This window comes from Nocardiopsis flavescens (assembly GCF_900141985.1).
In the GTDB taxonomy this organism is placed as follows: Bacteria; Actinomycetota; Actinomycetes; order Streptosporangiales; family Streptosporangiaceae; genus Nocardiopsis; species Nocardiopsis flavescens.
The window spans coordinates 418,366-443,484 of the sequence record NZ_FQZK01000002.1; the positions used below are offsets into that span (position 1 = coordinate 418,366).

General features: G+C 75.0%; 24 protein-coding genes. 17 read left to right on the forward strand and 7 right to left on the reverse strand.

Annotated elements, in window-relative coordinates:
- The first annotated feature begins 561 nt into the window (after nucleotides 1–561).
- The 14 genes from BUE45_RS06140 (at nucleotide 562) to BUE45_RS06205 (ending at nucleotide 15,395) form a co-directional block, all read left to right on the forward strand.
- The gene (locus BUE45_RS06140; RefSeq protein ID WP_073376199.1) at nucleotides 562–3,948 is read left to right on the forward strand and encodes a sensor histidine kinase; all 3,387 of its coding nucleotides are present in this window, start codon (nucleotides 562–564) and stop codon (nucleotides 3,946–3,948) included.
- A 229-nt stretch (nucleotides 3,949–4,177) separates the two neighbouring features.
- Nucleotides 4,178–4,579 carry a roadblock/LC7 domain-containing protein gene (locus tag BUE45_RS06145; RefSeq protein ID WP_073376201.1) on the forward strand — a complete coding sequence of 134 codons (402 nt, stop codon included), beginning with the start codon at nucleotides 4,178–4,180 and terminating at the stop codon, nucleotides 4,577–4,579.
- A gap of 98 nt (nucleotides 4,580–4,677) precedes the next feature.
- The gene (locus BUE45_RS06150; protein WP_378662551.1) at nucleotides 4,678–5,094 is read left to right on the forward strand and encodes a DUF742 domain-containing protein; all 417 of its coding nucleotides are present in this window, start codon (nucleotides 4,678–4,680) and stop codon (nucleotides 5,092–5,094) included.
- A 34-nt stretch (nucleotides 5,095–5,128) separates the two neighbouring features.
- Nucleotides 5,129–5,722, forward strand: a complete 594-nt coding sequence (locus tag BUE45_RS06155; RefSeq protein ID WP_017572034.1) for a GTP-binding protein — start codon at nucleotides 5,129–5,131, stop codon at nucleotides 5,720–5,722.
- A gap of 127 nt (nucleotides 5,723–5,849) precedes the next feature.
- Nucleotides 5,850–7,508, forward strand: a complete 1,659-nt coding sequence (locus BUE45_RS06160) for a DUF885 domain-containing protein (protein WP_073376203.1) — start codon at nucleotides 5,850–5,852, stop codon at nucleotides 7,506–7,508.
- A 115-nt stretch (nucleotides 7,509–7,623) separates the two neighbouring features.
- Nucleotides 7,624–8,193: an HIT family protein gene (locus BUE45_RS06165; protein ID WP_073376205.1), complete on the forward strand. Its 570-nt coding sequence runs from the start codon at nucleotides 7,624–7,626 to the stop codon at nucleotides 8,191–8,193.
- Between the two features lie 316 nt (nucleotides 8,194–8,509).
- A complete protein-coding gene (gene pgsA, locus BUE45_RS06170; protein ID WP_084736979.1) occupies nucleotides 8,510–9,205 on the forward strand; it encodes a phosphatidylinositol phosphate synthase in 696 nt (231 codons plus the stop codon).
- 24 nt (nucleotides 9,206–9,229) lie between these two features.
- Nucleotides 9,230–10,204 (forward strand): phosphatidylinositol mannoside acyltransferase, encoded by a 975-nt coding sequence (locus BUE45_RS06175; protein ID WP_073376207.1) that lies wholly within the window; start codon nucleotides 9,230–9,232, stop codon nucleotides 10,202–10,204.
- A 3-nt stretch (nucleotides 10,205–10,207) separates the two neighbouring features.
- A complete protein-coding gene (locus tag BUE45_RS06180; RefSeq protein WP_073376209.1) occupies nucleotides 10,208–11,344 on the forward strand; it encodes a glycosyltransferase family 4 protein in 1,137 nt (378 codons plus the stop codon).
- Between the two features lie 42 nt (nucleotides 11,345–11,386).
- Nucleotides 11,387–11,947 (forward strand): hypothetical protein, encoded by a 561-nt coding sequence (locus tag BUE45_RS06185; protein WP_245832839.1) that lies wholly within the window; start codon nucleotides 11,387–11,389, stop codon nucleotides 11,945–11,947.
- Between the two features lie 185 nt (nucleotides 11,948–12,132).
- Nucleotides 12,133–13,041, forward strand: coding sequence for a pyridoxal 5'-phosphate synthase lyase subunit PdxS (gene pdxS / locus BUE45_RS06190; protein WP_073376479.1), 909 nt, complete (start codon nucleotides 12,133–12,135; stop codon nucleotides 13,039–13,041).
- A 252-nt stretch (nucleotides 13,042–13,293) separates the two neighbouring features.
- Entirely contained in the window at nucleotides 13,294–13,902 is a 609-nt protein-coding gene (gene pdxT / locus BUE45_RS06195; protein WP_073376212.1) for a pyridoxal 5'-phosphate synthase glutaminase subunit PdxT, read from the forward strand.
- The gene (locus BUE45_RS06200; RefSeq protein ID WP_073376214.1) at nucleotides 13,899–14,648 is read left to right on the forward strand and encodes a YebC/PmpR family DNA-binding transcriptional regulator; all 750 of its coding nucleotides are present in this window, start codon (nucleotides 13,899–13,901) and stop codon (nucleotides 14,646–14,648) included. The genes pdxT and BUE45_RS06200 overlap by 4 nt, the downstream gene beginning before the upstream one ends.
- A gap of 177 nt (nucleotides 14,649–14,825) precedes the next feature.
- The gene (locus BUE45_RS06205; protein ID WP_073376216.1) at nucleotides 14,826–15,395 is read left to right on the forward strand and encodes a DUF4282 domain-containing protein; all 570 of its coding nucleotides are present in this window, start codon (nucleotides 14,826–14,828) and stop codon (nucleotides 15,393–15,395) included.
- Nucleotides 15,396–15,418: 23 nt separating this feature from the next.
- Here the strand turns inward: BUE45_RS06205 and BUE45_RS06210 are convergent, their stop codons facing one another.
- From BUE45_RS06210 to BUE45_RS06240, 7 genes are all read right to left on the reverse strand, one after another.
- On the reverse strand, nucleotides 15,419–15,847 hold the full coding sequence (locus BUE45_RS06210; protein ID WP_073376218.1) for a PPOX class F420-dependent oxidoreductase: 429 nt from the start codon (nucleotides 15,845–15,847) through the stop codon (nucleotides 15,419–15,421).
- 35 nt (nucleotides 15,848–15,882) lie between these two features.
- A complete protein-coding gene (locus tag BUE45_RS06215) occupies nucleotides 15,883–16,770 on the reverse strand; it encodes an alpha/beta fold hydrolase (RefSeq protein ID WP_073376220.1) in 888 nt (295 codons plus the stop codon).
- Nucleotides 16,771–16,881: 111 nt separating this feature from the next.
- Complete coding sequence (locus tag BUE45_RS06220; RefSeq protein ID WP_073376222.1) at nucleotides 16,882–18,135, reverse strand: NAD(P)/FAD-dependent oxidoreductase; 1,254 nt, start codon at nucleotides 18,133–18,135, stop codon at nucleotides 16,882–16,884.
- Between the two features lie 113 nt (nucleotides 18,136–18,248).
- The gene (locus BUE45_RS06225; protein WP_073376224.1) at nucleotides 18,249–19,598 is read right to left on the reverse strand and encodes an adenylosuccinate synthetase; all 1,350 of its coding nucleotides are present in this window, start codon (nucleotides 19,596–19,598) and stop codon (nucleotides 18,249–18,251) included.
- Complete coding sequence (locus tag BUE45_RS06230; protein ID WP_073376226.1) at nucleotides 19,595–20,584, reverse strand: hypothetical protein; 990 nt, start codon at nucleotides 20,582–20,584, stop codon at nucleotides 19,595–19,597. Before BUE45_RS06230 ends, BUE45_RS06225 begins: the two co-directional genes overlap by 4 nt.
- A 62-nt stretch (nucleotides 20,585–20,646) precedes the next feature.
- Nucleotides 20,647–21,723, reverse strand: coding sequence for a serine/threonine-protein kinase (locus BUE45_RS06235; protein WP_143173278.1), 1,077 nt, complete (start codon nucleotides 21,721–21,723; stop codon nucleotides 20,647–20,649).
- Entirely contained in the window at nucleotides 21,720–22,511 is a 792-nt protein-coding gene (locus BUE45_RS06240) for an NUDIX hydrolase (RefSeq protein WP_073376228.1), read from the reverse strand. The genes BUE45_RS06235 and BUE45_RS06240 overlap by 4 nt, the downstream gene beginning before the upstream one ends.
- Before the next feature lie 119 nt (nucleotides 22,512–22,630).
- Between BUE45_RS06240 and BUE45_RS06245 the strand changes: the two genes are divergently transcribed.
- From BUE45_RS06245 to ruvA, 3 genes are all read left to right on the forward strand, one after another.
- Nucleotides 22,631–23,782: an acetyl-CoA hydrolase/transferase C-terminal domain-containing protein gene (locus tag BUE45_RS06245; RefSeq protein ID WP_073376230.1), complete on the forward strand. Its 1,152-nt coding sequence runs from the start codon at nucleotides 22,631–22,633 to the stop codon at nucleotides 23,780–23,782.
- A gap of 131 nt (nucleotides 23,783–23,913) precedes the next feature.
- Nucleotides 23,914–24,468: a crossover junction endodeoxyribonuclease RuvC gene (gene ruvC / locus BUE45_RS06250; RefSeq protein ID WP_073376232.1), complete on the forward strand. Its 555-nt coding sequence runs from the start codon at nucleotides 23,914–23,916 to the stop codon at nucleotides 24,466–24,468.
- Nucleotides 24,469–24,501: 33 nt separating this feature from the next.
- Nucleotides 24,502–25,119 carry a Holliday junction branch migration protein RuvA gene (gene ruvA, locus BUE45_RS06255; protein ID WP_073376234.1) on the forward strand — a complete coding sequence of 206 codons (618 nt, stop codon included), beginning with the start codon at nucleotides 24,502–24,504 and terminating at the stop codon, nucleotides 25,117–25,119.

The following is a 25,119-nucleotide window of genomic DNA, read 5'->3' on the forward strand; positions in this document are numbered from 1 at the left end:
TCACGATGTCATGTCGAGGTGGCCTTGGAGGGGAAGCTGATGGTGTGTCCAAAAAGTTACCCGACCACTTGGTCGGGTTTCGGTCCCTGGTGCTGACCAGGCAGATTGGTAATAATGCCGACAATGACGGCATTATGGGGTCTGGTGGGCGCGGATGATCTTGCCCTGTAGGGCGTGAACGACCGCAGCGATCCCTTCGCCCCCATTGATACGCTATCCACCGCACGCGCACCCACTGGAACTCTTTGGTCGGGTGGGCGGCTCCTCTCCTCCCAGGCGAGTCCGGCGGACAGTCTTCACATCTCCCCACATTCCCCACCGCTTACCGGTTCGGTGGCCACCCGTGGTCCATGCCGATGTGCCCGAGTCATCTTCGGGCCGGAGCGGTCGGCCCTGGGTACCGACAGCCGTTCACGGCGGTGACACGAAAGGTTGCGAGGGTCCGTGTCGACACGAGCGACGAAAAACGGGGCCAGCGCGCAAAGCGAGGCAGCGCAGGCCGAACGAGCCGATGCCGCGCCCCAGCGCAGACCCGATTGGTGGAGGCCACGTAACTGGCGGGTGCGTTCCCGCCTGGTGGCCCTCATCGTCATCCCCACCGCCGTGGCTCTCGCCCTCGGTGGTCTGCGGGTCTATGAGGCCGCGGTCTCAACGGTCACCCACGCCCACATCGAGGACCGCGCCGAGGTCGGCGTCCTGATCGTGGAGCTGGCCAACCAGCTGGGCCGCGAGCGCAGCGCCAGCGCGGTCTACATCTCGGACGACCCCGACCCCGCGCGGCGGTCCGACGAGAAGCGGCAGGACCTGGAGGAGGAGCGCGCGGCCACCCGCGACCTCCAGCAGAGCCTCACGGTGCGGCTGGAGGACATCGGCGAGGTCGACGGCAGCCTCGCCAACAACCGCCTCAACAACATGCGGACCCAGCTCACCACGCTGGACTCGCTGCGCGACGAGGTCGACGACACCCGCATCACGGTGCTCCCCGTCGTCACCAAGTACCGCACCATCACCCGGTCCCTCACCGAGTTCAACCAGACGATCGCGGACGAGACCGGCGACACCGACCTGCGTGAGAGCGTGCGCACGCTGACGGCCCTGTCCAACGCCCGCGACCAGCTGTCCTACGAGACCGCGCTGATGAGCCACTCGCTCTTCCGCAACTCGATGACCGGCGGCATCGCCGAGGCGATCGACTCCAGCCGCGCGCGCTACGACAACGAGATCTCCAACTTCATCCAGGCGGCCTCGCCCTCCCAGCGCGACGTCTTCGACGAGAACTTCACCGGCCTCCAGGTCAGCCAGGTCTCGACGATGCGCATGCGCGTCATGTACCGCGCCGAGCGCGACGCGGCCCTGAGCGGCGTCACCTCCAACGACGGCCCCGCCGACTACATCGAGATCGCCGGGGTCGCGCTGAGCAAGCTCCAGGACGTCGAGGACGAGGTCGCCCGGGGCATCCAGAACGACGCCGCCGAGCTGCGCGGCGAGGCGCTCACCCGCGCCCTCATCGACCTCGTGGTCGTCGCCGGCGTGCTCCTGGCCGTCTTCATCCTCACCTCCCTGGTGGTCCGCTCCCTGGTGCGCCCGCTGCGCACCCTGGAGGACGGCGCCCGCCGGGTCGCCGAGCGCGACCTGCCGGACGCGATCAACCGGATGCAGGAGGCCGGGGCGGTCCCCGAGAACGTCAAGGTCACCCAGATCGAGGTCGACACCCACGACGAGATCGGCGAGGTGGCCCGCGCCTTCGACGACGTCCACCGCGTGGCCCTGACACTGGCCTCCGACGAGGCCGCCCTGCGCAGCAACGTCAACGCGATGTTCGTCAACCTCTCCCGCCGCAGCCAGACCCTGGTGGAACGGCAGCTGCGCCTCATCGACGGCCTGGAGCAGTCGGAGCAGGACTCCGACCGCCTGTCCGACCTCTTCCAGCTCGACCACCTCGCGACGCGCATGCGCCGCAACAACGAGAACCTCCTGGTCCTCTCCGGGCAGGACAACACCCGCAAGTGGGCCCAGCCGGTCCCGCTGGTCGACGTGCTGCGCGGCGCGGTCTCCGAGGTCGAGCAGTACGAGCGCGTCAACGTCCGGGCCCCCTCCCACATCTCGGTGCTGGGCCGCCCGGTCAACGACGTCATCCACCTCGTCGCCGAGCTGGTGGAGAACGCCACCTCGTTCTCCCCGCACGACACCGAGGTCCTGGTCAGCGCCAAGAACCTCGACAGCGGCGCCGTGCAGGTCGACGTCACCGACAGCGGCATCGGCATGGCGGCCGAGGACCTGGCGGCGATCAACGCCCGCCTGGCCTCCCCGCCGGTCATCGACGTCGCGGTCTCGCGCCGCATGGGCCTGTTCGTGGTCTCGCGCCTGGCCCACCGCCACGGCATCCGCATGAACCTCAAGGAGGCGCACGGCGGCGGCACCACCGCGGTCGTCGTCCTCCCGCCGGACCTGCTCATCACCCCGGTCGAGGGCCAGCACGCCCTGGGCGGCGCCGACAGCCGCCTGGAGCTCTCCTCCGGCACGCCGAACACCTACGCCGACGCCGAGGCGGCCTTCGCCTCCGGCCCGGCCGCGCCCGAGCCGACCGACGCCTGGCAGGGCCAGGACGGCCCGGCCGACCTCGGCGCCGGCCTGCCCAAGCGCCAGCCCGGGATCTCCTCCTCGCGCCCCGACGAGCACCCGCCCAGCGGCCAGGACCTGTGGAACAGCGGCGGCAACGCCGACCCCGCCGAGTCCGACTCCGTGTGGGGCACCGCCTCCGGCTCCGGCGCGCTGCCCGGCGAGACCGGCTCCCACCGCCGGGTCGTGGACCCGTACGAGTCCCGGGAGGAGGCCGCCCCGGCGCCCGAGAGCACCGGCCACAGCCTCTTCGACCCGGCCCCGCGCGAGGAGAGCGGCGGATCGCTCTTCGAGCGCCCCGTGGACCGCGCCACGGACACCGGCTCCTTCAGCCGGCCCGTGGACGGCGGCGCCTTCGACCGCCCGGTGGAGACCGGGTCGTTCGACCGGCCCTCCGAGGGCAGCCTGTTCGACCGGCCCGCGGACACCGGCGCGTTCCGCCGCCCGTCCGACACCGGCGCGTTCCGGCGCCCCGAGCCCGAGAGCTACGACGCCTTCGGCGGCGGGCGCTCCGAGCGCCCCGCGTCCGACGCGTTCACCGGCTCCCGGGGCGAGGCCGGCGACCGCCGCGACGTCCGCCGCGAGGAGCCCGACACCGAGACGTTCCCGGCGGTCTCCGCCTCGTCGGCCGCCCCGGCGGCCCCCGCGTCCCCGTCCTCCGCGGACTGGAGCGGCGGCCAGCGGCCCCCGGCGGCCAACGACACCGGCTCCTGGCGCGCGGGCAACGGCGCCGGGGAGGGCCGGGAGGGCTACGGCTCCACGGCCTACCTGTCCCGCCGCTACGGCGCGGCCCAGGGCCCGGCCGGGAACACGGTCGTCCCGCCGTCCCCGGGCGGCGAGGAGAACGACTCGCTGCCGATCTTCGACGCCATCGAGTCCAACTGGTTCCGCCGCCGCTCCGGCGGGCCCACGGTCGACACCACCGAGACCGGCCCCATGCGCCAGGTCCCGGAGGCGCCCGCCGCCCCGGCGGCCCAGGCGGCTCCCGCGGCCCCGGCCGCGCCGGCCGCCCCCGCGGCCCCGGAGCGCCGGCCCGCGCGCGAGCCCGAGCCGGAGACCCGCTCCGAGCAGGAGTGGAACTCCGCCGCGGACCGCGGCTGGAAGGCCGCGCGGTCGGCCGCCGAGCCGATCGCGGGAGGGCTGACCACCTCGGGGTTGCCAAAACGGGTTCCCAAGGCAAACCTTGTCCCTGGGACGGCACCCAAGCCGGAGAACTTCAAGCAGATGCCGACCCGCAGCGCGGATCGCGTCCGTAACCGGTTCTCGGGGTTCCAGAAGGGCGTCCGCGACGGCCGCAACCGCCTGGGCGACGGGCAGTCGGAGGGGTGACCGGAGTGGACGACGGCGGGACGGGGTCCCCCTTATTCGGGGAAGCCGAATGCAATAACATCTACCGAGCTTCTCGGACGCGCACCCGTCGCTCTCAGAGAATCGAACACCAGGCTCCCGACCACCCCCACGGGAGGGTCCGGGCAGTTGCAGAGGCAGTGCTGTCACATGCCGCGCCGGCGGTAGCAGTGCCGAAGAGACCAGCCGGCGAAATTGGACAGGAGATCAGATGAGTCGACAGGTGAATGAACTCAACTGGTTGATCACTGACTTTGCCGACCGGGTACCCGATGTCGCCCACGCGATCGTCGTCTCGTCCGACGGTCTGCCGCTGGCGTCGTCCGCGGGTTTCCCGGCCGACCGGGCCGACCAGCTGGCGGCGATCGCCTCCGGCCTGTCCAGCCTGACCCAGGGCGCGGCCCGGGTGTTCGAGGGTGGAGCGGTCGCCCAGACCGTCGTGGAGATGGAGCGGGGGCTGATGCTCATCATGGCCATCAGCGACGGCTCCTGCCTCGCGGTCCTGGCCTCCGCGGAGAGCGACCTCGGTCTGGTCGCGTACGAGATGACCCTGCTCGTCGAGCGGGCGGGGCGGGCGCTGACACCAGCGGCGCGCACCTCGGGAATCCACTGATCCACCACCGACAGGAGGAAGTGGTGGCACCTCACAGTAGAGATGCCGGGAGCGCCTCGTGGTTCGGACAACAGCCGGGCGGTCCCCCCACAGGGGGGATCCCGGCCGTTCCGGGCGGCGGAGATGTTCCCCGACCTATCCAACAACCGTACGATCAACGATCCGCCGCGGGAAGCGCGCCCAGTTCTCTGGTCCGCCCCTACGCGGTGACCAAGGGCCGTACCAAGCCGAAGTCGCAGCTTCCCCTCGAAGCTCTGATCTCGACGACGACGACGGCCCGCAACGAGTCAGGCACGCTGACGCCCGAATGGCAGGCGATCAGCGACCTGTGCCGGGAGTGGCGTTCCGTGGCGGAGATCTCCGCGCTTCTACGGATGCCCCTCGGAGTGGCGCGGGTGCTTGTGGCGGACATGTCCGAGCAGGGACTGGTCCAGATCAGGTCTTCGCTCAACAACGACGCCCGCCCGAACACCAACCTGCTTGAAAGGGTGCTCAGTGGACTTCGCAAGCTCTAGCCCGGCCGAGGAAGGCGGTGCTGGGGGGAACGCGATGACGTCGGTCAAGATCGTCGTCGCCGGGGGCTTCGGTGTCGGGAAGACGACATTCGTGGGCTCCGTCTCCGAAATCGTGCCGCTGACCACCGAAGCGGTCATGACCAGCGCCAGCGTCGGGGTCGACGACCTCGCAAAGACGCCGGACAAGCAGACCACGACCGTCGCCATGGACTTCGGCCGTGTCTCGCTCGACTCGGACCTGATCCTGTACCTGTTCGGCACGCCCGGACAGCACCGGTTCTGGTTCATGTGGGACGACCTGGTCAAGGGCGCCATCGGCGCCGTGGTCCTGGTGGACACCCGCCGCCTCGCGGACTGCTTCCCCGCGATCGACTACTTCGAAGAGGCGCGACTGCCCTTCATCGTGGCGATCAACGGGTTCGACGGGTACTACCCCCACGCCGCGGACGAGGTCCGGGACGCGCTCACGCTCAGCCCGGAGATCCCGATCGTCCAGGTGGACGCCCGCGACAGGGCCTCCACCAAGTCGACGCTCATCACCCTCGTCGAGCACGCCATCACGGTGGGGGACCCCGAGGGCGCCGCAGGACAGCCCACCTCCACCGGCGGCCAGAACTCCTGGCGCTAGCGGAGGCCGACTCGGGCCGGGGTCCCGCACAGTGCACGGCCCGGTTCCCGTCATACGGGAACCGGGCTTCCGTGCTGCCTGGCATCATGGCCGGATGAGTTCTTCCTCCCACCCCGAGCCGAACGAGATGACCGGCCGTTTCCGCGGGGTCGCCGAGCGCGTGCTCGACGCCCTCCTCGACGAGGACCCGGAGTGGGCCCTGGACCTGGGCGATCCGCGCGGAGCGGACCGCCTCACCGACCGCTCGGAGGAGGCCGACGCGCGCCGCGCCCGCCTGCTCACCGACGCCCTGGGCTCGCTCGACGACATCGACGACGAACTGCTGCCCCCGGGCGACCGGGTGGACCTGGAGGTCCTGCGCGCCCGGGTCGGCTCCGAGCTGTGGCACACCGCCGAGCTGCGCCCCCTCTCCCACGACCCCCTGGAGTACTCCCCGGGCGACGCCGTGTACCCGCTGGTGGAGCACGACCTGCTCCCCGTCCCCGACCGGCTGGCCGCGCTGGCCGCCCGCTGCTCCGCCCTGCCCGGGTACCTGGCGGTGGCCCGCGAGCGGCTCGGGTCGGGCCCCGGCATGTCCCGGGTGCACGTGGAGACCGCCCTGGCCCGGCTGGAGGGCGCCCGCACCCTGCTCTCCGACGACGTGCCCGCCCTGGCCGCCCGGGACCCCGAGGCGGCCCCGGCCGACCTGGAGAACGCCCTGGAGGCCGCCCTGTCGGCCGTGGAGGAGTACGGGGAGTGGCTCGGCGGCCGGCTGGAGGGCGCCACCGCCGACCCGCGCCTGGGCGAGCGGGTCTTCGCCGCGCGCCTGTGGTACACCCTCGACTCCGAGCTGTCCCCCGAGGCGCTGCTGGTGCGCGCCGAGAGCGACCTCATCGCCACCGAGGAGGCCCTGGCCGAGGAGTCCGCCGCCTACCTCGGCCGCCCGGCGGCCCCCGGACTCGCCGCCCAGGCGCTGGCGCGCGTGGCCGAGGAGAACGCCACCGGCCCCGACACCGTGCGGCCCCTGTGCGAGGAGGCGCTGGCGCACCTGGACCGCCGGGTCCGCGAACTCGACCTGGTCACCGTGTACGACGACCCGGTCCGGGTCATCCCCATGCCGGAGTCGCGGCGCGGGATCGCCGTCGCCTACTGCGAGCCGCCCGGCCCGCTCGACCCCCGAGCGGAGCACGGCCCCACCCTCGTCGCGGTGTCCCCGCCGCCGGAGCAGTGGCCCGCGGAGCGCAGGCGGTCGTTCTTCCGCGAGTACAACGCCGGGATGCTGCGCGACCTCATGGTCCACGAGGCCGTGCCCGGCCACGCCCTCCAGCTCGCCCACGCCGCCCGCCACCGGGGCGGCACCCGGGTGGGCCGGGTGCTGTGGAGCGGCCCCTTCGTCGAGGGCTGGGCGGTCTACGCCGAGGAGCTGCTGGCCCGCCGCGGCTGGTCCGAGGACCCCGGCGACAACGCGGTGCTGCGGCTGGTGCGGCTCAAGATGCGGCTGCGGATGATCCTCAACGCCATCCTGGACGTGCGCCTGCACACCGGCGACCTCACCGAGGCCGAGGCGATGGCGCTGCTCGTCGGGCGCGGTCACCAGGAGGAGGGCGAGGCCGCCGGGAAGTGGCGCCGGGCCCTGCTCACCAGCGCCCAGCTGTCCACCTACTACGTGGGGAGCGCCGAGGTCTCCGACATCGCCCGCGACCTGGCCGCCGCCCGCCCGGGCCTGTCCGAGCGCGAGCGCCACGACGCGATGCTGGCGCACGGCTCCCCGCCGCCCCGCCACCTGCGCACCCTGCTCGGCCTCTGAAGGGCCGCTCCCGCCCGCGGCCCGCCGCGCCCCGGGGGCGGACCTGGGCGGCGGGGCCGCCCGGCGCTCCTATGCTGGAGCCGCGACAGGGCACGACGGAGCGGAGAGGGCGGCGATGACGCAGGCCGGCGGAGACGAGGAGCGGGGCGGCGCCCCCGGTGCGGGCACCGGGGAGCCCGACGGCTGGGACAGGCTGTGGACCCCGCACCGGATGGCCTACATCCAGGGCGAGAACAAGCCCACCGGCTCGCGCCCCGAGGACGGCTGCCCCTTCTGCCGCGCCCCCGGCCTGGACGACGCGCAAGGCCTGGTCGTGCACCGCGGCGAGACCGCCTACGCGGTCCTCAACCTGTACCCCTACAACTCCGGGCACCTGCTGGTGTGCCCCTACCGCCACGTGTCGGAGTACACCGCCCTCAACCTGCGCGAGACCGCGGAGGTCGCCGCCCTCACCCAGGCGGGCATCCGGGCGCTCACCGCCGCCTCCCGCCCCCAGGCGTTCAACGTGGGCATGAACCTGGGCGCCGCCGCCGGGGCGGGCATCGCCGCCCACCTGCACCAGCACATCGTCCCCCGCTGGGGCGGCGACACCAACTTCATGCCGGTCATCGGGCACACGAAGGTGCTCCCCGAGATGCTGGAGCAGACCCGGGACGCGCTCGCCCGGCACTGGCCCGCCGACTGACCGGCGGCCCGCCGGGCGGGTCCGGCCCCGGGCGGGAACCCCGGCCGGCCCCCGAGCGTTCGACCCTTGCGGCACCGCGCGGACGGCGGCGGATCGCCGCACCCGACTGTTAGGATCAAGGCCGTGGCGCGCCCCGTGCGCGCACGCGCGGTACCTCCCAGAACCCCAGACATCCGGGCCGGTGCCGACCCGGCTGGCGCCGATCGCGCACGGACCGCGGGCCCGTCGGCCGGCGGGGCGGTCGCGTGCGCCAGGAAATCCCGCGGCGTCCGCCGGGGGAGGTGCACTAGACGACATGCTGAGAATCCTTCGCCCCTTGGTCTCCAGGATCACCGCTCCGCTCGGCCGCAGCCTGGCCCGGATCGGCCTGACACCCAACATCGTCACCCTCATCGGCGCCGTCGGCGTCGTGGCCGGTGCCCTCTACTTCTATCCGCGCGGCGAGCTGTACGCGGGCTCCGTCGTCATCACGGTCTTCGTGCTCTTCGACATGCTCGACGGCGCCGTCGCCCGGGCCCAGGGAGCCGAGACCGCCTTCGGGGCCTTCCTCGACTCCACCCTCGACCGCATCGCGGACGCGGCCATCCTGGCGGGCCTGCTGTGGTGGTTCATCGACGGCGGCGACGACCCGCTGCTCGCCGGGCTCACCCTGTTCTGCCTCATCAGCGGGTTCATGGTGTCCTACATCAAGGCCCGCGCCGAGGGGCTCGGGGTCAACTGCGACGTCGGCGTGGCCGAGCGCACCGAACGCCTCATCGTCATCCTGGTGTCGGTGGCCCTCGGCGAGTTCGGCGTCCCCTACGTCCTGGCCGGCGGCCTGTGGGTGCTGGCGGGGATGAGCCTGATCACCATCCTCCAACGCCTGCTGGAGACCCGTGCCCGGCTCAACGAGGCCGACTACGCTCAGAAGCGGGAGCAGGGCCGGGAGCCGGCCGGGGACGGGGACCCCGGACAGGGGTACTCCGACGACCCCGGCGGCAGCGCCGAACCCGCCCCCGGCAACCAGCGCTAGACATCCGGAAGAAGAGGGCACGACGTGGACGAACGGGTGGCCGCGGCGGCCTACGCGGCGGCATGGGCGGCCGTGGGCCGCGCCCCCGAGGGCGCGGGGCGGGCGGTCTTCCGCCGGCTCGCCGACCGCTCCTGGCGGACCCGCGACGAGGGCACCCGCGGCCTGGAGCGCAACCTGCGGCGCCTGGTCGGCCCGCAGGCCACCGACGCCCAGCTGCGCGCTTTGTCCCGCGCCGGGATGCGCTCCTACATGCGCTACTTCTACGAGATGTTCCGGCTGTCGGCCATGCCGCCCGAGCGCATCCTGGGCGACACCCGCGCGAGCGGCACCGAGACCCTGGAGAAGGCCATCGCCGACGGGCGCGGGGCCGTCGTGGCCCTGCCCCACATGGGCAACTGGGACCACGCCGGGGCGTGGATCACCCTGCGCGGCATCCCCCTCACCACCGTCGCCCAGCGGGTGCGCCCGGAGAGCCTGTACCGGCGCTTCACCGCCCACCGCGAGTCCCTGGGCATGGAGGTGCTGCCGCTGACCGGGGGGTCGGCCAACACCGTCGCCGCCCTGGCCCGCCGCCTGCGCGGCGGAGGGCTGGTGTGCCTGCTCGCCGACCGCGACATCAACGGCACCGGGGTGGAGGTCGAGCTGTTCGGGGAGACCGCCCGCGTCCCCACCGGGCCGGCCGCCCTGGCGATGAACACCGGCGCCGCCCTGCTGCCCGTCTCCCTCTGGTACGACGGCCCCCGCTGGAACATCCGCATCCACGACGAGGTCCCCGTCGCCGACGGCGCCCGGCGCTCCGAGCGGATCCGGCGCACCACCCAGGACCTGGTCCGGGTCTTCGAGGGCGCCATCGCCGAGCACCCCGAGGACTGGCACATGCTCCAGCCGTTCTTCGAGCGCGACTTCGAGGAGGACCGCGCCCGCCGCGCCCGGCGCGAGACCGCCGCCGCCCTGGAGGCCCTCGGCACCGCGGACCGCGCCGGCGTGCGGGCCGGGTAGGACATGGGTATGCGGATCGGCCTGGTCTGCCCCTACTCCTGGGACGTCCCCGGCGGGGTGCAGCAGCACGTCGGCGACCTCGCCGACGCCCTCATCGCGCGCGGCCACGAGGTCTCCGTCCTCGCCCCGGTCGGGGACGGGACCGCCGACCTGCCCGACCACCTGGTCCCCGCCGGGCGCCCCGTGCCCGTGCCCTACAACGGGTCCGTGGCACGCCTCAGCTTCGGGCCGCGCACGGCCGCCCGGGTGCGCCGGTGGATCGCCCGCGGCGACTTCGACGTCCTGCACATCCACGAGCCCGCCGCCCCCAGCGTCTCCCTGCTCGCCTGCTGGGCCGCGGAGGGGCCGCTGGTGGGGACCTTCCACACCGCCAACCCGCGCTCGCGGGCGATGGCCGCCGGATCGCACGCGCTGCGCTCGGCCCTGGAGAAGGTCCACGCCCGCATCGCCGTCTCCGAGGCGGCCCGCCGCACCCTGGTCGAGCACGTCGGCGGCGACGCCGTGCTCATCCCCAACGGGGTCGCCGTCCGCCGGTTCGCCGCGGCGCCGCCGCTGCCCGGGTTCCCCGGCGGGGGCGGGTCCCTCGGGTTCCTCGGGCGCCTGGACGAACCCCGCAAGGGGCTGGCCGTGCTGCTGGAGGCGTTCGCCCTGCTCGCCCCGCACCGGCCCGGACTGCGCCTGCTGGTCGCCGGGCCCGGCGACCCCGGCCCCGCCCTGGCCGCGCTCCCCGCCGGCCTGCGCGGGCGCGTCGTCCTCACCGGCCGCCTCGACGACGCCGACAAGGTCCGCGCCTACCACTCCGCCGACCTCTTCTGCGCCCCCAACCTGGGAGGGGAGAGCTTCGGCATCGTCCTGACCGAGGCCATGGCGGCCGGCGCCGCGATCCTGGCCAGCGACATCCCCGCGTTCTCCGCCGTCCTGGGCGGCGGCGCCGCGGGGGAGCTGTTCACCACCGGGGACGCCGCCGACCTGGCCCGCCGCGCCGCCGCGCTGCTCGACGACCCCGCCCGCCGGGCCGCCCTGTCCCGGGCCGCCCGCCGGGCCGTGCTCGCCTACGACTGGGACACCGTGGCCGCCGACATCGTGCACGTCTACGAGACGGTCCTCCACGGGGCCGGGACGCGTGTCCGCACCCGCTGAAACGCGTGCGGTCCGTAGCCTGGTGACCGGGGGGTGCGGACGGTGAACGAGCAGGTCCTGGCGGTTCTCGTGGTGGTCGGGGCGCTCGCCGCCGCGCTCGCCTGCGGCCTGTACCTCTCCTGGCGCGCCTCCCGGCTGCACCGGCTCCACCAGCGGGTGGACCGGTCCCGGGCCGGGCTGCGCACCGCCCTGGACCGGCGCCGGGAGACCGCTGTCCGCCTGTCCCGCGCCCTGGGGGGCGGGCACGGCCGGGCGCTGGCCGCGGCCGCCGCGGCGGCCGGGCCCGCCGGACCCGACGGACTCGGGGGCGAGACGGCGGAGAGCGCCCTGTCCCGCGCCCTGCGCCGGGCCCTGGCCGACCCCGCCGCGCTGCGCGCGGCCGGCGCCGCCGGGCTGCTGCCCGCCGCGGCCTCCGCCGCCCGGGGCGTCCACCTCGCCCGCGTGTTCTACAACGACGCCGTCTCCGACACCCGCCGGGCCCGCCGCTCCCGGGTCGTCCGGCTGTTCCGCCTGTCCGGCGGGGCGCCGCTGCCCGAGTTCTTCGAGATCGACGACCTCCCCCCGGAACGGCCGGCCCCGGTGCCCGCACCCGACACCATGTAAGACACCGGCCCCGGATAACGCCTATCTGGCCAAAGCCCCCCGGAGGGGGAGGAACTACCATGGTGGCCCGGGAGACCCGGGGTGCGCGGCGCCGAGGCGTCAGCGCCCCCGCGCGCGAGCGCCGGCCGCCGTACCGGGCCCGACCAATCCCCTGGAAACACCTGATGGGACGGGAGTCCACCACCGTGGCTGACAACGCATCCACCCCCGACAACGCGGTCGGTACCCAGCGCGTCAAGCGCGGCATGGCCGAGCAGCTCAAGAACGGCGTCATCATGGACGTCGTCACGCCCGAGCAGGCCAAGATCGCCGAGGACGCCGGCGCCGTCGCGGTCATGGCGCTGGAGCGCGTCCCCGCCGACATCCGCAGGGACGGCGGGGTGGCCCGCATGTCCGACCCCGACATGATCGACGGGATCATCGGGGCCGTCTCGATCCCGGTCATGGCCAAGGTCCGGATCGGGCACTTCGTCGAGGCGCAGGTCCTCCAGAGCCTGGGCGTCGACTTCATCGACGAGTCCGAGGTCCTCACCCCCGCCGACGAGGCCCACCACATCGACAAGTGGGCCTTCACGGTGCCGTTCGTCTGCGGCGCCACCGAGCTCGGCGAGGCCCTGCGCCGCATCGCCGAGGGCGCGGCCATGATCCGCTCCAAGGGCGAGGCCGGGACCGGGAACGTCGTCGAGGCCACCCGCCACATGCGCTCCATCCGCTCGGCGATCAAGCGCCTGGGCACCCTGGACGAGGCCGAGCTGTTCGGTGCCGCCAAGGAGCTGCGCGCCCCCTACGACGTCGTCAAGGAGGTCGCCGGCCTGGGCAGGCTGCCCGTCCCGCTGTTCTCCGCGGGCGGCGTGGCCACCCCCGCCGACGCCGCGCTCATGCGCCAGCTCGGCGCGGAGAGCGTGTTCGTCGGCTCGGGCATCTTCAAGTCCGGGGACCCGGCCAAGCGCGCCGACGCCATCGTGCAGGCCACCCTCCACTACGAGGACCCGGCCGTCATCGCCCGCGTCTCGCGGGGCCTGGGCGAGGCCATGGTCGGCATCAACCTGGAGGACCTCTCCGACTCCCAGCGCTACGCCGGGCGCGGCTGGTAGCCGCCCCGCACCCGGGCGGACCCGGACCCGGACGGCGCGGCCGCCCGGGTCCGCCCCGCCCCGGCCCGGACGGCACCGACGCCCCGGGCCGCCGGCGAGCACGGGGGTGTCCCGCCGAGTGGTGTGAAAGCGCCGGATCGTTCGAACGGGGGGAACCCGCTGATCAGCGGGTCGCCGCCCCTGTGAGGACCAGGGTCGGGCGAAGTCGCACCACGTCGGGGACAAGACCGCAAGCACAGAGTGAGGCCGCACGTGACCCCAAGCCCCGCCATCGGCGTCCTGGCCCTGCAGGGGGACGTCGCCGAGCACCGGCGCGTCCTCGACGCCCTCGGCGTCCGCACCGTCGAGGTCCTCTCGCCCGACCGGCTCGACACCGTCGACGCCCTGGTGGTCCCCGGCGGCGAGTCCACCACCATGTCCAAGCTGGCCGCCCGGTACGGGCTGCTGGAACCGCTGCGCAAGCGCGTCCGCGCGGGGATGCCCGCCTACGGCACGTGCGCGGGGATGATCATGCTGGCCGACCGTATCCTGGGGGGCACCGCCGACCAGGAGACGATCGGCGGGATCGACATGACGGTGCGCCGCAACGCCTTCGGCCGCCAGACGGAGTCGTTCGAGGCGGACGTGCGCCTCGACGGCCTGGACGGCAGGCCCTTCGACGCCGTGTTCATCCGGGCGCCGTGGGTGGAGGACGTCGGACCCGGCGTCACGGTCCTCGGTACCGTCTCCCGCCCCGGTGAGGCCGGTAGGATCGTCGCCGTACGACAGGGCGTCCTGATGGCCACGTCCTTCCACCCAGAACTCACCGGCGACGTGCGCGTCCACCGCCTCTTCGTCGACATCGTGAAAGGACACGCATGAGCGGCCACTCCAAGTGGGCCACGACCAAGCACAAGAAAGCCGTCATCGATGCCAAGCGCGGCAAGCTCTTCGCCAAGCTGATCAAGAACATCGAGGTGGCCGCGCGGACCGGTGGCGGTGACCCCGACGGGAACCCCACGCTCTACGACGCCATCCAGAAGGCCCGCAAGAACTCGGTCCCGCTCGACAACATCGAGCGCGCCCGCAAGCGCGGCTCCGGCGAGGAGGCCGGCGGCGCCGAGTGGCAGACCATCATGTACGAGGGCTACGCCCCCGGCGGTGTCGCCCTGCTCGTGGAGTGCCTCACCGACAACCGCAACCGCGCCGCCTCCGAGGTGCGCGTGGCGGTCACCCGCAACGGCGGCAACATGGCCGACGCCGGATCGGTGTCGTACCTGTTCAACCGCAAGGGCGTCGTGATCGTGCCCAAGGACGGCACCACCGAGGACGACGTCACCCTCGCGGTCCTGGACGCCGGGGCCGAGGAGGTCGAGGACCTCGGGGAGGCCTTCGAGATCGTCTGTGAGGCCACCGACCTCGTCCCGGTGCGCACCGCGCTCCAGGAGGCGGGCATCGACTACGAGTCGGCCGAGTCCAGCTTCCTGCCGACCATGGAGGTCCCGGTGGACGCCGAGACCGCCAAGAAGGTCCTGCGCGTGGTGGACGTCCTGGAGGACTCCGACGACGTGCAGAACGTGTTCACCAACGCCGACATCCCCGACGAGGTCATGGCCGACCTCGGCTGAGACGGACCGTCGCAACGCCGGTGGCCGCACCCCCGCCCGGGAGTGCGGCCACCGGCGTTCACGGGGACGTGTCCCGGCGCACCCCCGGCGCGGGGGCCGCGCTCGGTACAGTACGCAGTGCCCGCCGCGCCGCCGAGCGCGCCGGGCCGATCCGCCACCCCCTAGTGAGGACCCCTGATGACCACTCCTCCGGAGCAGCCCTACGACCCGTCGCAGTACGGCGGCGACCCCTCCCGCCCGTACGGCGGCGAGGCCCCGCAGTACGGCGATCCGTCCCAGCAGTACGGCGGCGAGGCCTCGCAGTACGGGGACCCGTCCCAGCAGTACGGGGCGGACCCCTCCCAGTACGGGCAGCAGCAGGCCCAGCAGCCCTACGCCCAGCAGCAGTACCCGACCGGGGGCCAGGTCCCGCCCGGGTACCAGGCGCCGCCACCCGCGGCCCCGGCCGCCCCCGGGTTCTTCGGGATCCTCTTCGACTTCACCTTCCGGGAGTTCCTCACCTCCCGGATGGTCAAGGTCCTCTACATCCTGTGGCTGGTGTTCATCGGCATCTCGACGCTGACCGGGATCATCGGCGCGTTCAGCACCATGACCCACAGCGCCCTCGCCGGCGTGCTGGGCCTCTTCGGGACCCTCGTCGGCGGCGCCGCCGCGGTGCTGGTCACCCGGGTAGTGCTGGAACTCCTCATCGTGGTGTTCCGCATCGGCGACGACCTGTCCGCCCTGCGCCGCGCCCGGGGAGTCTGACCCGCGCGGCGGCCCGGGGCCGGTCAGCCGGTCATGTCGAACCCGGCGATGACCCTGGTCGGGCGGACGCGCACCACCAGCTCCCCGGGCACGCCGTTGCGGCGGCCGTACTCCTGTGCCCGGTCCGGGCCCACGTAGCGGGCGGCGATCGCGGTCGCGGTGCGCAGCAGCTCGCCGGGGTCCTGCGAGACCACGGCCTCGCCCTGGACCTGCACGAACCCGTACGGGGGCTCCTCCAGGTCCACGCAGAGCGACACCCGGGGGTCGCGGTCCAGCGCGCGGCCCTTGGCCGTGGAGGCGCCGGTGTTGAACACGATCTCCCCCTCCTCGACGATGAACCACACCGGCACCACCAGCGGCCTGCCGTCGGAGGCGGTGTAGGCCAGCTTGCCGGTGCGGGTGCCGGTGCCCAGGAAGTCGCGGACGCGGGGATCGGTGAGTGAAGTCGTCACGACGCCACCCTAGACTCCGGACCCGCTCCCGCCCGTCAACGGCGCGGGTCGACCTCCCGCAGCAGGTCGCGGACCGCCCCGGGGGCGTCGTGGAGCGCGAGGTGCCCGGCGCCCGGCAGGACGCGCACCCCGGTCCCCAGCAGGCGGCGCGCCGGGCCGCTCAGCAGCGCCGGGGTGAACACCCGGTCGTGCTCCCCGGCCGCCACGGCCACCGGGGTCCCCGACCAGTCCCGGAACTCCTCGCCGCGCAGCAGCCCGGACACGGGCTCGGCGCGGCAGTGCCGTCCGACCAGGGCCGTCCACACCGCCAGCGGGTGGTGCCCGGCCCGCTCCGGCGGCACGCCCAGGGAGTCCAGCAGGCGGGCGGCGTTCCGAGCGCCGGGGGACAGCCGCCAGGCCCAGGAGGCGCGGGTCCGCCCGAGGTCGGGCACGGGGGCGGCCAGGCCCGCCGGCCCGACCAGGACCAGGGCGGCCACCAGCGGGGAGGGCGCCGCCGTCAGCGCGGCGAGCGCGCCCGTCCCGTGGCCCAGCACGATCACCGGGGTATCGCTCACCCGGGGTAACAGGTCGTCCAGCCAGGCGCCCAGGGCGCCCGGGCGCGGGACGCGCGCCGCGTCACTGGTGCCCGGCAGCCCCGGCAGGTCGGCCGAGAGCACCCGCCGGTCCCCGCCCAGCACGCGCGCCGCGGCGACCAGGTTGGCGGTCCCCAGCAGCTCCCCGGACAGCAGCAGGACCGGCGTCCCCGGACCGCCCGGCAGCACGTGGACCCCGGTGGCCCGGCCCGCGGCCGACACCCGGGACGAGCGGAGCAGGGGCTCCCGTTCCAGGGCGGCCGCGCACCACGCGCGCACGGCGATCTCCCCGGCCGCCGAACGGTGGACCGGCCTGGCCGGGAGCACCGGCGGCGCCGACAGCGCACTCATGACTTTCCCTCGGATTCCTCGGACTCGTGCGGGGCGCGTGGCGCGGCCCCGCGCATACGGACGGGACCGGGACGCCGACCAACGGCGTCCCGGCCCCGGACCAGGGTCTTCTCAGCGCAGCGGGTCGAGGGCCGCCAGCGCGGCCGGGGTCCTCCCCGTGACGATCCGCTCGGCCAGCAGGCGGCCGGTGACGGGGCCGTGGGTCAGCCCCCACATGCCGTGGCCCCCGGCGGCGTACACGCCCGGCAGGCGGGTGGCCCCCACCAGCGGCATCCCGTCCGGGCTGACCGGGCGCGGCCCCACCCACGCCCCGGTCCGCTCCGACCAGCGCACCCCGCTCAGGTACGGGCGGGCCGAGCGCACGATCGCCTCGATCCGCCGGGGCCGCGGCGCGTCGTCGGGCTCCCGGAACTCCATGGTCCCGGCCACCCGCAGCGCGCCCCGGTAGGGCGTGCACGCCACCCGGGCCTCGGGCAGGTAGACCGGCCCGGCCACCGGCGCGTCGACGGGCACGGTGAAGGAGTACCCGCGGCCCGCCCGCACCGGGACCCGCACGCCAAGGGGCCGCAGCAGCCGGTCGGACCAGGCGCCGGCGCACACCACGGCGGCGTCCGCGCGCATGGGCTCGTCGTCGGTGGAGACCACCGTGACCGTGGAGCCGGAGCGGTGCACGGAGGCGGCCTCGAAGCCGCCGCGGACCGCGCCCCCGCGCTCGCGCACCGACGCGGCCAGCCCCGCGACCAGGGCGCCGGGGTCGACGTGGCGCTGCCCGGCCATCCGCACCGCGGCGCGGATCGTCCCGGCCGCCTGCGGCACGAGGGCGCGCGCGTCCTCCCCGGACAGCGCGGTGTGCTCCACCTCCAGGCCCAGGCGCCCGATCCGGTCGAGTTCGCCCAGCAGGGCGACGGCCGCCCGCGGGGAGCGGAACAGGGCCGTGACCGGTGCGGCGGCGGCCGTCGTGGCCACGCCGGCCCGCTCCAGCTCGTCGAACGCCTCCAGGCACGCGGTGTTCAGCGGCAGGTTCGCGCCGACGGCCCGCTCCCAGGAGGGCCACCGGCAGTGCGCCGCGAACCGGGCCAGGAACGCCCACAGGGCGGGGGAGGCCGACGGGGGGATCGACAGCGGGGCGTCCGGGTCCACCAGGGAGCGCGGTCCCTGGAGCAGCACGCCGGGTTCGTTCAGCGGGATCGCCAGGCCGGGGGAGACCCATCCGGCGTTGCCCCACGAGGCGCCGGCGCCGGGCCCCTCCCGGTCCACGACCGTGACCCGCACGCCGCGCTCCTGGAGGAACCAGGCGGTGGAGAGCCCCACCACCCCGGCCCCCACCACCAGCACGTGCTCGACCGCGCGCCCCGTGTCCGCCATCTGCCCCCGACCCCTTCCCGACCGTCGTCGGCCCCCACCATGGCCCCTGTCCGGACCGGAGGCCTTGTCCGTACCCGCCAATCCATGGTGGCCGTTCTGTCCGCTCCGGACAATCAGGCCGGGGCGGTGATCCGCGCGTCGGCCCGGGTGGGGCCGGAGAACACCGCCTCCAGCGGGGTTCCCAGGGCCTCGGCGATCGCCTCGGGCGGGGTGGGGCCGTCGGCGAGGACGGGCCGGGCGGTCGCCAGGGCGTCCGCCAGCGCGGCCTGGCGGCGCAGGTGGGCCTGGGCCCGCGCGTCGAGCGGGGCGGGCGAGGGGTGGAGCGGGTGGCTCGGCGCGGGGGCGTCGCCCGGGGCGATCTCCAGCGGGCGCCCCGCGGGGTCGGTGTACCCCGTGCACCGGCGCAGCCGCCCGCCCGCCGCGGCGGCGGTGTCGGCGTGGGTCACCACCAGGGAGTCCACCCCGCCGGTGGCGGCCAGCGCGTACCGGTGGGCGGCCAGGTCCAGGTGGCCGGTGCGGAACGCCCCCTGCCAGGGGTGGGTCCCGTTGTGCCGCTCGGGCAGCACGGCCGCCAGCCCCGGGTCCTCGGTGGGCAGGGGCCCCGCCCCGTGCCGGGTGGTGTAGGTGCGCACCACCCCGATCCGGCGGGCGCCGGCACCCGCCTCGGCCAGCAGCGCCAGCGGGTTCGCGGTGGTCGTGGTGGACCAGGTGGTGTGCGGGTGGAAGCCGTGCCACTCGTCCAGCAGCACCCCCTGGGCGCCCTCGAACACGACGGGGGAGCGGGACAGCAGGCCGGGCAGGTACGCCTCGTCCACGATGCCGATGCGCCGGGCGAACGCACCGTAGGCCGCCGCGCACTCCTCCACGTCCGGTCCGCCGCCGGCGTCCGCGCCCAGCTCCCGGCACAGGGCCTCCAGGTGGTCGGCCAGCCGGTGCAGCTTGCGGCGCAGCACCGCCGGCCGCAGGCAGTCGCCGACCGTCGGCGCGTCACCGGGGCGGGCCAGGGCGTAGGCCGTCGCCTCGCCCACGCCCATCCCGCACGACCCGTGGCGGTCGCGGCCCCGGGCCGTCTCGCGGACGCGGTTGGCCTCCTGGTGCCAGGGGGTGGCGATGAGCGCCCGCGCGTCCGCGGTGACCAGGGCGAACGGGTCCGCCACCCCGAGGGACTCCAGGTGGGCGCCCTCGGCGGCCAGGGCGAAGGGGTCCACCACCATCAGCCGGGACAGGTGCGTGGGCACCGGGCCGCCCGGGGCCAGCGTCCCCGCGCCGAACTGGGAGAACGTGTGGTGGCGCCCGTCCGGCGCCACCACGTTGTGGGCGGCCTGGGCGCCCCCGTTGGCGCGCACGACGGCGCCGTAGCGCCGGCGTGCGCACAGCAGGTCGACCGTGACCCCCTTGCCGGCGTCGCCGAACCCGAGGTCGACGACGACGGCGGAGGTGTCGGCCCAGGGGAGGCCGCTCACAGCCGGTCCGTCCCCGGGGCGGCGGCGTCGGCGCCGGGCAGCCCGCCCGAGCGCACGACCGAGCCGCGCGGCCCGGCCAGCGGGGCGAGCGCCCTGCCGACCACGTCGGCCGCGTCGGACCCGGCCTCGGCGAGGTCGGAGAGCCCCTCCTCCAGGCCGACCGCCTCCTCGGCCAGGCCGACGGTCACCGCGATGGTCTCCGACACCGCGGCCAGGTCGTCCAGGTAGATGACGTTCTGGCCCATGTGGCCGTCCCAGAAGGACCGCACGGTGTCGTTGGTGAAGTGGCTGCTGCCGCTCGGCATGATGAAGTACACCTCGAACCTGCTCCGCAGCTCGGCGAGGATCTGCGGGAAGGGGATGTCCTCCGTGAGGTCGTCGCCGATCACCTCGCGCACCTCGCGGGCCTTGACCTTGCCGTAGGCCCGCTCGTCGCCGATGAGGAACAGGTAGCCCTTGCGGCCCCGCTTGTCCAGGCAGTCCATGGCGGTGTGCCGGGCCATGAAGTACATGGCCAGCTCGTAGGACTCGGTGACCTGGCCGCCGCCCCCGCCCTCCAGCAGGATCTTGTCGAGGTCCTCCTCCAGCTCGTTGCCGGACTCGAACTGGCCGACCTGGAGCGGGGCCCGGTCGCAGGTGGCGTCGCCGATGCCGCCGAACAGGATCTGCGGGTGCTCGACGTAGCCCTTGCGCAGCAGCAGGCCGAACAGCGAGGGCAGCTTGGTCTGCAGGACGCGGGGGACGCGGCCCATCGAGCCGGTGACGTCGAACAGCACCGAGATCGCCAGGGACTCGGGGTGCTCGTCGGAGTCGCGGCTCTCGCGGGCGGCGACGCCCTTGGGGTCGAGCTTCTCGTGGACCTTCCACTGGGAGCGGGGGACGGACGAGAGCACGTCGTCGGTGTAGCCGAAGTCGCTGCGGCCGGCGGACGCGTTGTAGGCCTTGCGCGCGTGGTAGGCGTCGGTGGACCAGTGGCTGCTTCCCATTGTCTTCTCTCCTCGGTTTCGCGGGGGTCGGGGTTTCGCGGGGGCCGGGTCCCGGCGGGGTGTCAGGCCGGCATGGTGAAGGGGCGGAACCGGCGCGGCCCGTAGAGCCGCTCCAGGGCCTCGTCGAGTTCGATCAGCAGGGTGAACCCGTCGGAGGGGCGCTGGTTGGCCGCGGGCAGGGTGCAGCCGCGGGCGAACGAGCGCAGTTCCCGGGGCAGGCGCCCGGCGGTGACGTACTCGACGCACCGGGTCGCCATGTAGATGTCGGTCCGCACGGAGGCCGGGCGGCGCTCGGCCACCTCGGGCGGGTAGAAGTCCTTGCGGTGGGGGACCATCGCGGGGATGTGCGGTGCGGTGCGCGCGGCGTGCGCCGTGACCGAGTAGCACCAGTCGACCAGGACCAGGCCGTGCTCCCCGGGGTGGATCAGCACGTGTTCGGGCACCACCGCCCCGTGCACCACCCCGGCCCGGGAGGCCGCGTCGAGCGCGACCAGCAGGCGGCGCCACATCCACGCGGCGTCGCGCGGGTCGATGCCGTCCGGGTAGGCGCGGCGCACGTCGGCCAGGCTGTGGAAGCCCTCCAGCCGGTCCAGGGCGTTGGCCCGGCGCTCGACCCCGGTCGCGGCGTCGCGGTGGCGGATCGACTCCAGCAGCCGGGGGAAGAACGCCCGCGCCTCGCGCGGCCCCTTCTCGCGGATCCGCCCCAGGGCGGTGGCCTCGGCCTGCATGAGGTCGTTGTCGCGCGGGGCCCGGGGCACCTTGAGCACGGCGTCGCGCCAGTCGCCGTCCCGGTAGCGGACGGGGTACAGGTCGGCGACGTTGCCCGAGGCCAGGGGCGAGGGCCCCACGTGGTAGCTCCGGGAGGACGTGACCACCACGTGGTCGTCGAACCCGATCCGGCCCTGGACGGCCTCCCGGTACCGCGTCCACATCCCGGTGAGCCGGGTGAACAGGCCGGCGTCGCCGGCGGGTGTGTCGGGGTGCAGCAGCCGGGCGAGCCCGCGGTGGGCCGCGGTGGCCGCCGCCGGGACGGCGGTGCCGTCGGCGGGGAGCGGGCCGAACAGGTCGGAGGGGTCGCGGGCGGTCAGGACGGCGCGGGCCGCCTCCTCGGCGGTCACCGGGACCTTGACGGGGTTCACTGGGCGCTCCTCAGCAGCGGCGGGTGCAGGGCGGCGCTGCCGCCCGCCCGGTACAGGCGCGGGCGGCGGCCGCCGCCGGAGCCGCCGCGGTCGGCGAGCCCGCCGGTGTCCTCGACGAACCCGGGGGCGGCCAGGATCTTGCGGTGGAAGTTGGCGGCGTGCAGGGGCCGGTCCCACACCGCCTCGTAGACCGCGCGCAGGTCGGTGATGGTGAAGACGGGCGGCAGGAACGCGGTGGCCAGGGAGGTGTACTCCAGCTTGGCGCGGGCCCGCTCGACGGCGTCGGCGACGATGCCCGCGTGGTCGAAGGCGGGCTCGTGCCGCGCGGTGCCGCCGTGGCCCAGGTCGCGCCAGGGGACCCAGGCGACCTCCGCGGTGTCGCGCCCCGGCCCGGGGTCGGGCAGGTCGGGGGCCAGGAGCATGTACGCCACGGAGAACACCCGCATGCGGGGGTCGCGGTCGCGGGCGCCGTAGGTGCCCAGCTGCTCCAGGTGCAGGGTCGCGGGCAGCGCGGTCTTCTCGGCCAGGACGCGCAGCGCCGCGTCGGGCAGGTCGGGGTCGGCCGGCCCGCCGGGCCCGTCCTGGGCCCGGACGAAGCCGCCGGGCAGCGCCCACCGGCCCCGCTGCGGGCTGGCGCCGCGGCGGACCATCAGCACCAGGGGCTCCCCGGCGCGGATCGTCATCGCCACGACGTCGACGGTGACCGCCGCGGGGGCGTAGGCGTGCGGGTCGTAGGCGGCGAGGAACTCCCGCTCGTCCGCCTCGCCCCGCGTTCCGTCGTCCACCATGGCCCGTCCAGTTCTTCTCAGAGTGAGTTTTTCTCGATCTGAGGAGAACTTAGCACGGGCCCGCCCCGGAGTCCACCCCCCGCCTCCGGTACGGTCGGTCCGGCGAGAGGGGACACGGCGTGCAGAGCCTGACGGACCTGGTGGGACCCGGCGCGACCGTCGCCCTGGGCGACGGCTTCGGCGCACCGCGCGGCCTCACCGCCGACCTGTGCGCGGCCGCCGCGCGGGCCGGCGGGGTGCGCCTCGTCCTGGGGTGGGTCCCCGAGGCCGACCCCGGCCTGGACCCCGCCGCCTTCGCGGACGCCCGCACCGTCATGCCCGGCTGGGGCCTGCGCGACCACGTCGACCGCGGCCTCATCGCCCACCCGCCGGTGCGCATGTCCGCCGTCCCCGCCCTGCTGCACGGGCCCTGGCGCCCCGACCTGCTCGTCGCCTCGCTGGTCCCCGTCCCCGGCGGGTACGCCTTCGGCAGCGAGGTCGGCTGGATGCGCACCGCCGTCGACGCCGGCGCCCTCGTCGCCGGAGTGGTCTCCCCGAAGCTGCCCCGCGCCGACGCCGGCCCCCCGCTGCCCGCCGACCGGGTCGTCATCGTCGGCGGGAGCGACCGCCCCGCCGGGACCCTGCGCCCCTCGCTCAGCGGCCCGGACCAGGCCGCCATCGCCCGCCACCTGGCGCCCCTGGTCCCCGAGGGCGCCCGGCTCCAGCTCGGCTTCGGCCCCGTGCCCTCCGCCCTGGCCGCCGAGCTCCGCGTCCCCGTGCGCATCGACTCCGGCCCCCTGCCCGAGGCCGTCGTCGACCTCGACGAGCGCGGACTGCTGCTCGGCGACCCCGTCGGCATGTACCTCGTCGGCGGCCCCCGCCTGCACGCCTGGGCCGACGGCCGCCCCCTGCTCCACCCCGTCGAGCACGTCCTGGACCCCGGCCGCCTGTCCGCCGGCCCCTTCGTCGCCGTCAACACCGCCGTGGAGATCGACCGCGACGGCCAGGTCAACGTCGAGGGCACCGCCCGGGGCGTGCTCGGCGGCATCGGCGGGCACGCCGACTACGCGGCGGCGGCCACCCGCTCCGTCGGCGGCCTCAGCGTCATCGCCGTCCCCACCCGCCACCGCGGCCGGCCCACCCTGGTCGAACGCCTCTCCCGGCCGGTGACCACCCCCTCCCAGGACGTGGAGGTCGTGGTCACCGAGCGCGGCGCCGCCGACCTGCGCGGCCTGTCCCGCGCCGAGCGCCGCGCCGCCCTGGCCGACCTGTGGGGCCCCGCGGGCGCCTGAACGCGCCCCGGCCCCGCGCACCGGTACGCTCGACCGGCACGCCCCGGCGACACGCCGGGCCGCGCACGGGACGCGTGTCGTCCCGCGGCACTAGCATGGTGCGAACGGACGTTCGAGGAAGGCGGGGGCGCGTGCGCGTGTTGGGGATCGACCCGGGGCTCACCCGGTGCGGCGTCGGCGCCGTCGAGGGCGCCATCGGCCGCCCGCTGAGCCTGGTCGGCGCCGACGCGATCCGCACCAGCCCCGACGAGGACCTGCCCCAGCGGCTGCTGGGCGTCGAGCGCGGCATCGAGCGCTGGCTCGACGAGATCCGCCCCGACGCCGTCGCCGTCGAGCGGGTCTTCGCCCAGCACAACCTCAGCACCGTCATGGGCACCGCCCAGGCCAGCGGCATCGCCCTGGTCTGCGCCGCCCGCCGCGGACTGCCCGTCGCCCTGCACACCCCCAGCGAGGCCAAGGCCGCCATCACCGGCAACGGCCGCGCCGACAAGGCGCAGGTCGGCACCATGGTCGCGCGTATCCTCGGACTCGACGGCCCGCCCCGCCCCGCGGACGCGGCCGACGCCGTCGCCCTGGCCATCTGCCACATCTGGCGCGGCGGCGCCCAGGCCCGCGTGGCCCAGGCCCAGCAGGACTTCGCCCGCAAGGTCGAACTGGCCCGCCGCGCCCGCGGCGCCCGCCCCTAGGGAAGGAGAAGGGCACCCGGTGCCCCCCATGACATGATCGCGTTCCTCACCGGCCGGGTGGCCGCACGCGGCGCGGGCAGCGCCGTCATCGACGTCGGCGGGGTCGGCATGTCCGTGCAGTGCACGCCCAGCGCCCTGTCCCGCCTGCACGTCGGCGAGACCGGCACCGTCGCCACCAGCCTCGTCGTGCGCGAGGAGTCCCTGACCCTCTTCGGGTTCGCCGACGACGACGAGAAGCACCTGTTCGAGCAGGTGCAGACCGCGTCCGGGGTCGGACCCCGGCTGGCCCTGGCCATGCTGTCGGTGCACAGCCCCGACGCCCTGCGCCAGGCCGTCGCCGCCGAGGACACCGCCGCCCTCACCCGGGTCCCCGGCATCGGCAAGAAGGGCGCCCAGCGCATCGTCCTGGAGCTGCGCGGCAAGATCGACCCGCCCGTCTTCACCGACGGCACCCTGGCGCCCGTCCCGGCCGCGGCCGGGACCGGGGCCCACGGCGCCTGGCGCACCCAGGTCGTCTCCGGCCTGGTCAACCTCGGCTGGTCCGCCAAGGACGCCGAGGCCGCGGCCGCCGCCGTGGCGTCCGAGGCCGAGGAGACCGCCGACGTCGCCGTCCTGCTGCGCAGCGCCCTGCGCACCCTCAGCCGCGCCTAG

What these genes read in the sequence shown, in the direction of transcription:
- BUE45_RS06145 (WP_073376201.1), top strand. Translation starts at nt 4,178, where the DNA reads ATGAGTCGACAGGTGAATGAACTCAACTGGTTGATCACTGACTTTGCC.
- BUE45_RS06205 (WP_073376216.1), top strand. Translation starts at nt 14,826, where the DNA reads ATGACCACTCCTCCGGAGCAGCCCTACGACCCGTCGCAGTACGGCGGC.
- BUE45_RS06220 (WP_073376222.1), bottom strand. Translation starts at nt 18,135, where the DNA reads ATGGCGGACACGGGGCGCGCGGTCGAGCACGTGCTGGTGGTGGGGGCC.
- BUE45_RS06165 (WP_073376205.1), top strand. Translation starts at nt 7,624, where the DNA reads ATGACGCAGGCCGGCGGAGACGAGGAGCGGGGCGGCGCCCCCGGTGCG.
- BUE45_RS06240 (WP_073376228.1), bottom strand. Translation starts at nt 22,511, where the DNA reads ATGGTGGACGACGGAACGCGGGGCGAGGCGGACGAGCGGGAGTTCCTC.
- BUE45_RS06155 (WP_017572034.1), top strand. Translation starts at nt 5,129, where the DNA reads ATGACGTCGGTCAAGATCGTCGTCGCCGGGGGCTTCGGTGTCGGGAAG.
- BUE45_RS06200 (WP_073376214.1), top strand. Translation starts at nt 13,899, where the DNA reads ATGAGCGGCCACTCCAAGTGGGCCACGACCAAGCACAAGAAAGCCGTC.
- ruvA (WP_073376234.1), top strand. Translation starts at nt 24,502, where the DNA reads ATGATCGCGTTCCTCACCGGCCGGGTGGCCGCACGCGGCGCGGGCAGC.
- BUE45_RS06230 (WP_073376226.1), bottom strand. Translation starts at nt 20,584, where the DNA reads ATGGGAAGCAGCCACTGGTCCACCGACGCCTACCACGCGCGCAAGGCC.
- BUE45_RS06215 (WP_073376220.1), bottom strand. Translation starts at nt 16,770, where the DNA reads ATGAGTGCGCTGTCGGCGCCGCCGGTGCTCCCGGCCAGGCCGGTCCAC.
- BUE45_RS06180 (WP_073376209.1), top strand. Translation starts at nt 10,208, where the DNA reads ATGGGTATGCGGATCGGCCTGGTCTGCCCCTACTCCTGGGACGTCCCC.
- BUE45_RS06160 (WP_073376203.1), top strand. Translation starts at nt 5,850, where the DNA reads ATGACCGGCCGTTTCCGCGGGGTCGCCGAGCGCGTGCTCGACGCCCTC.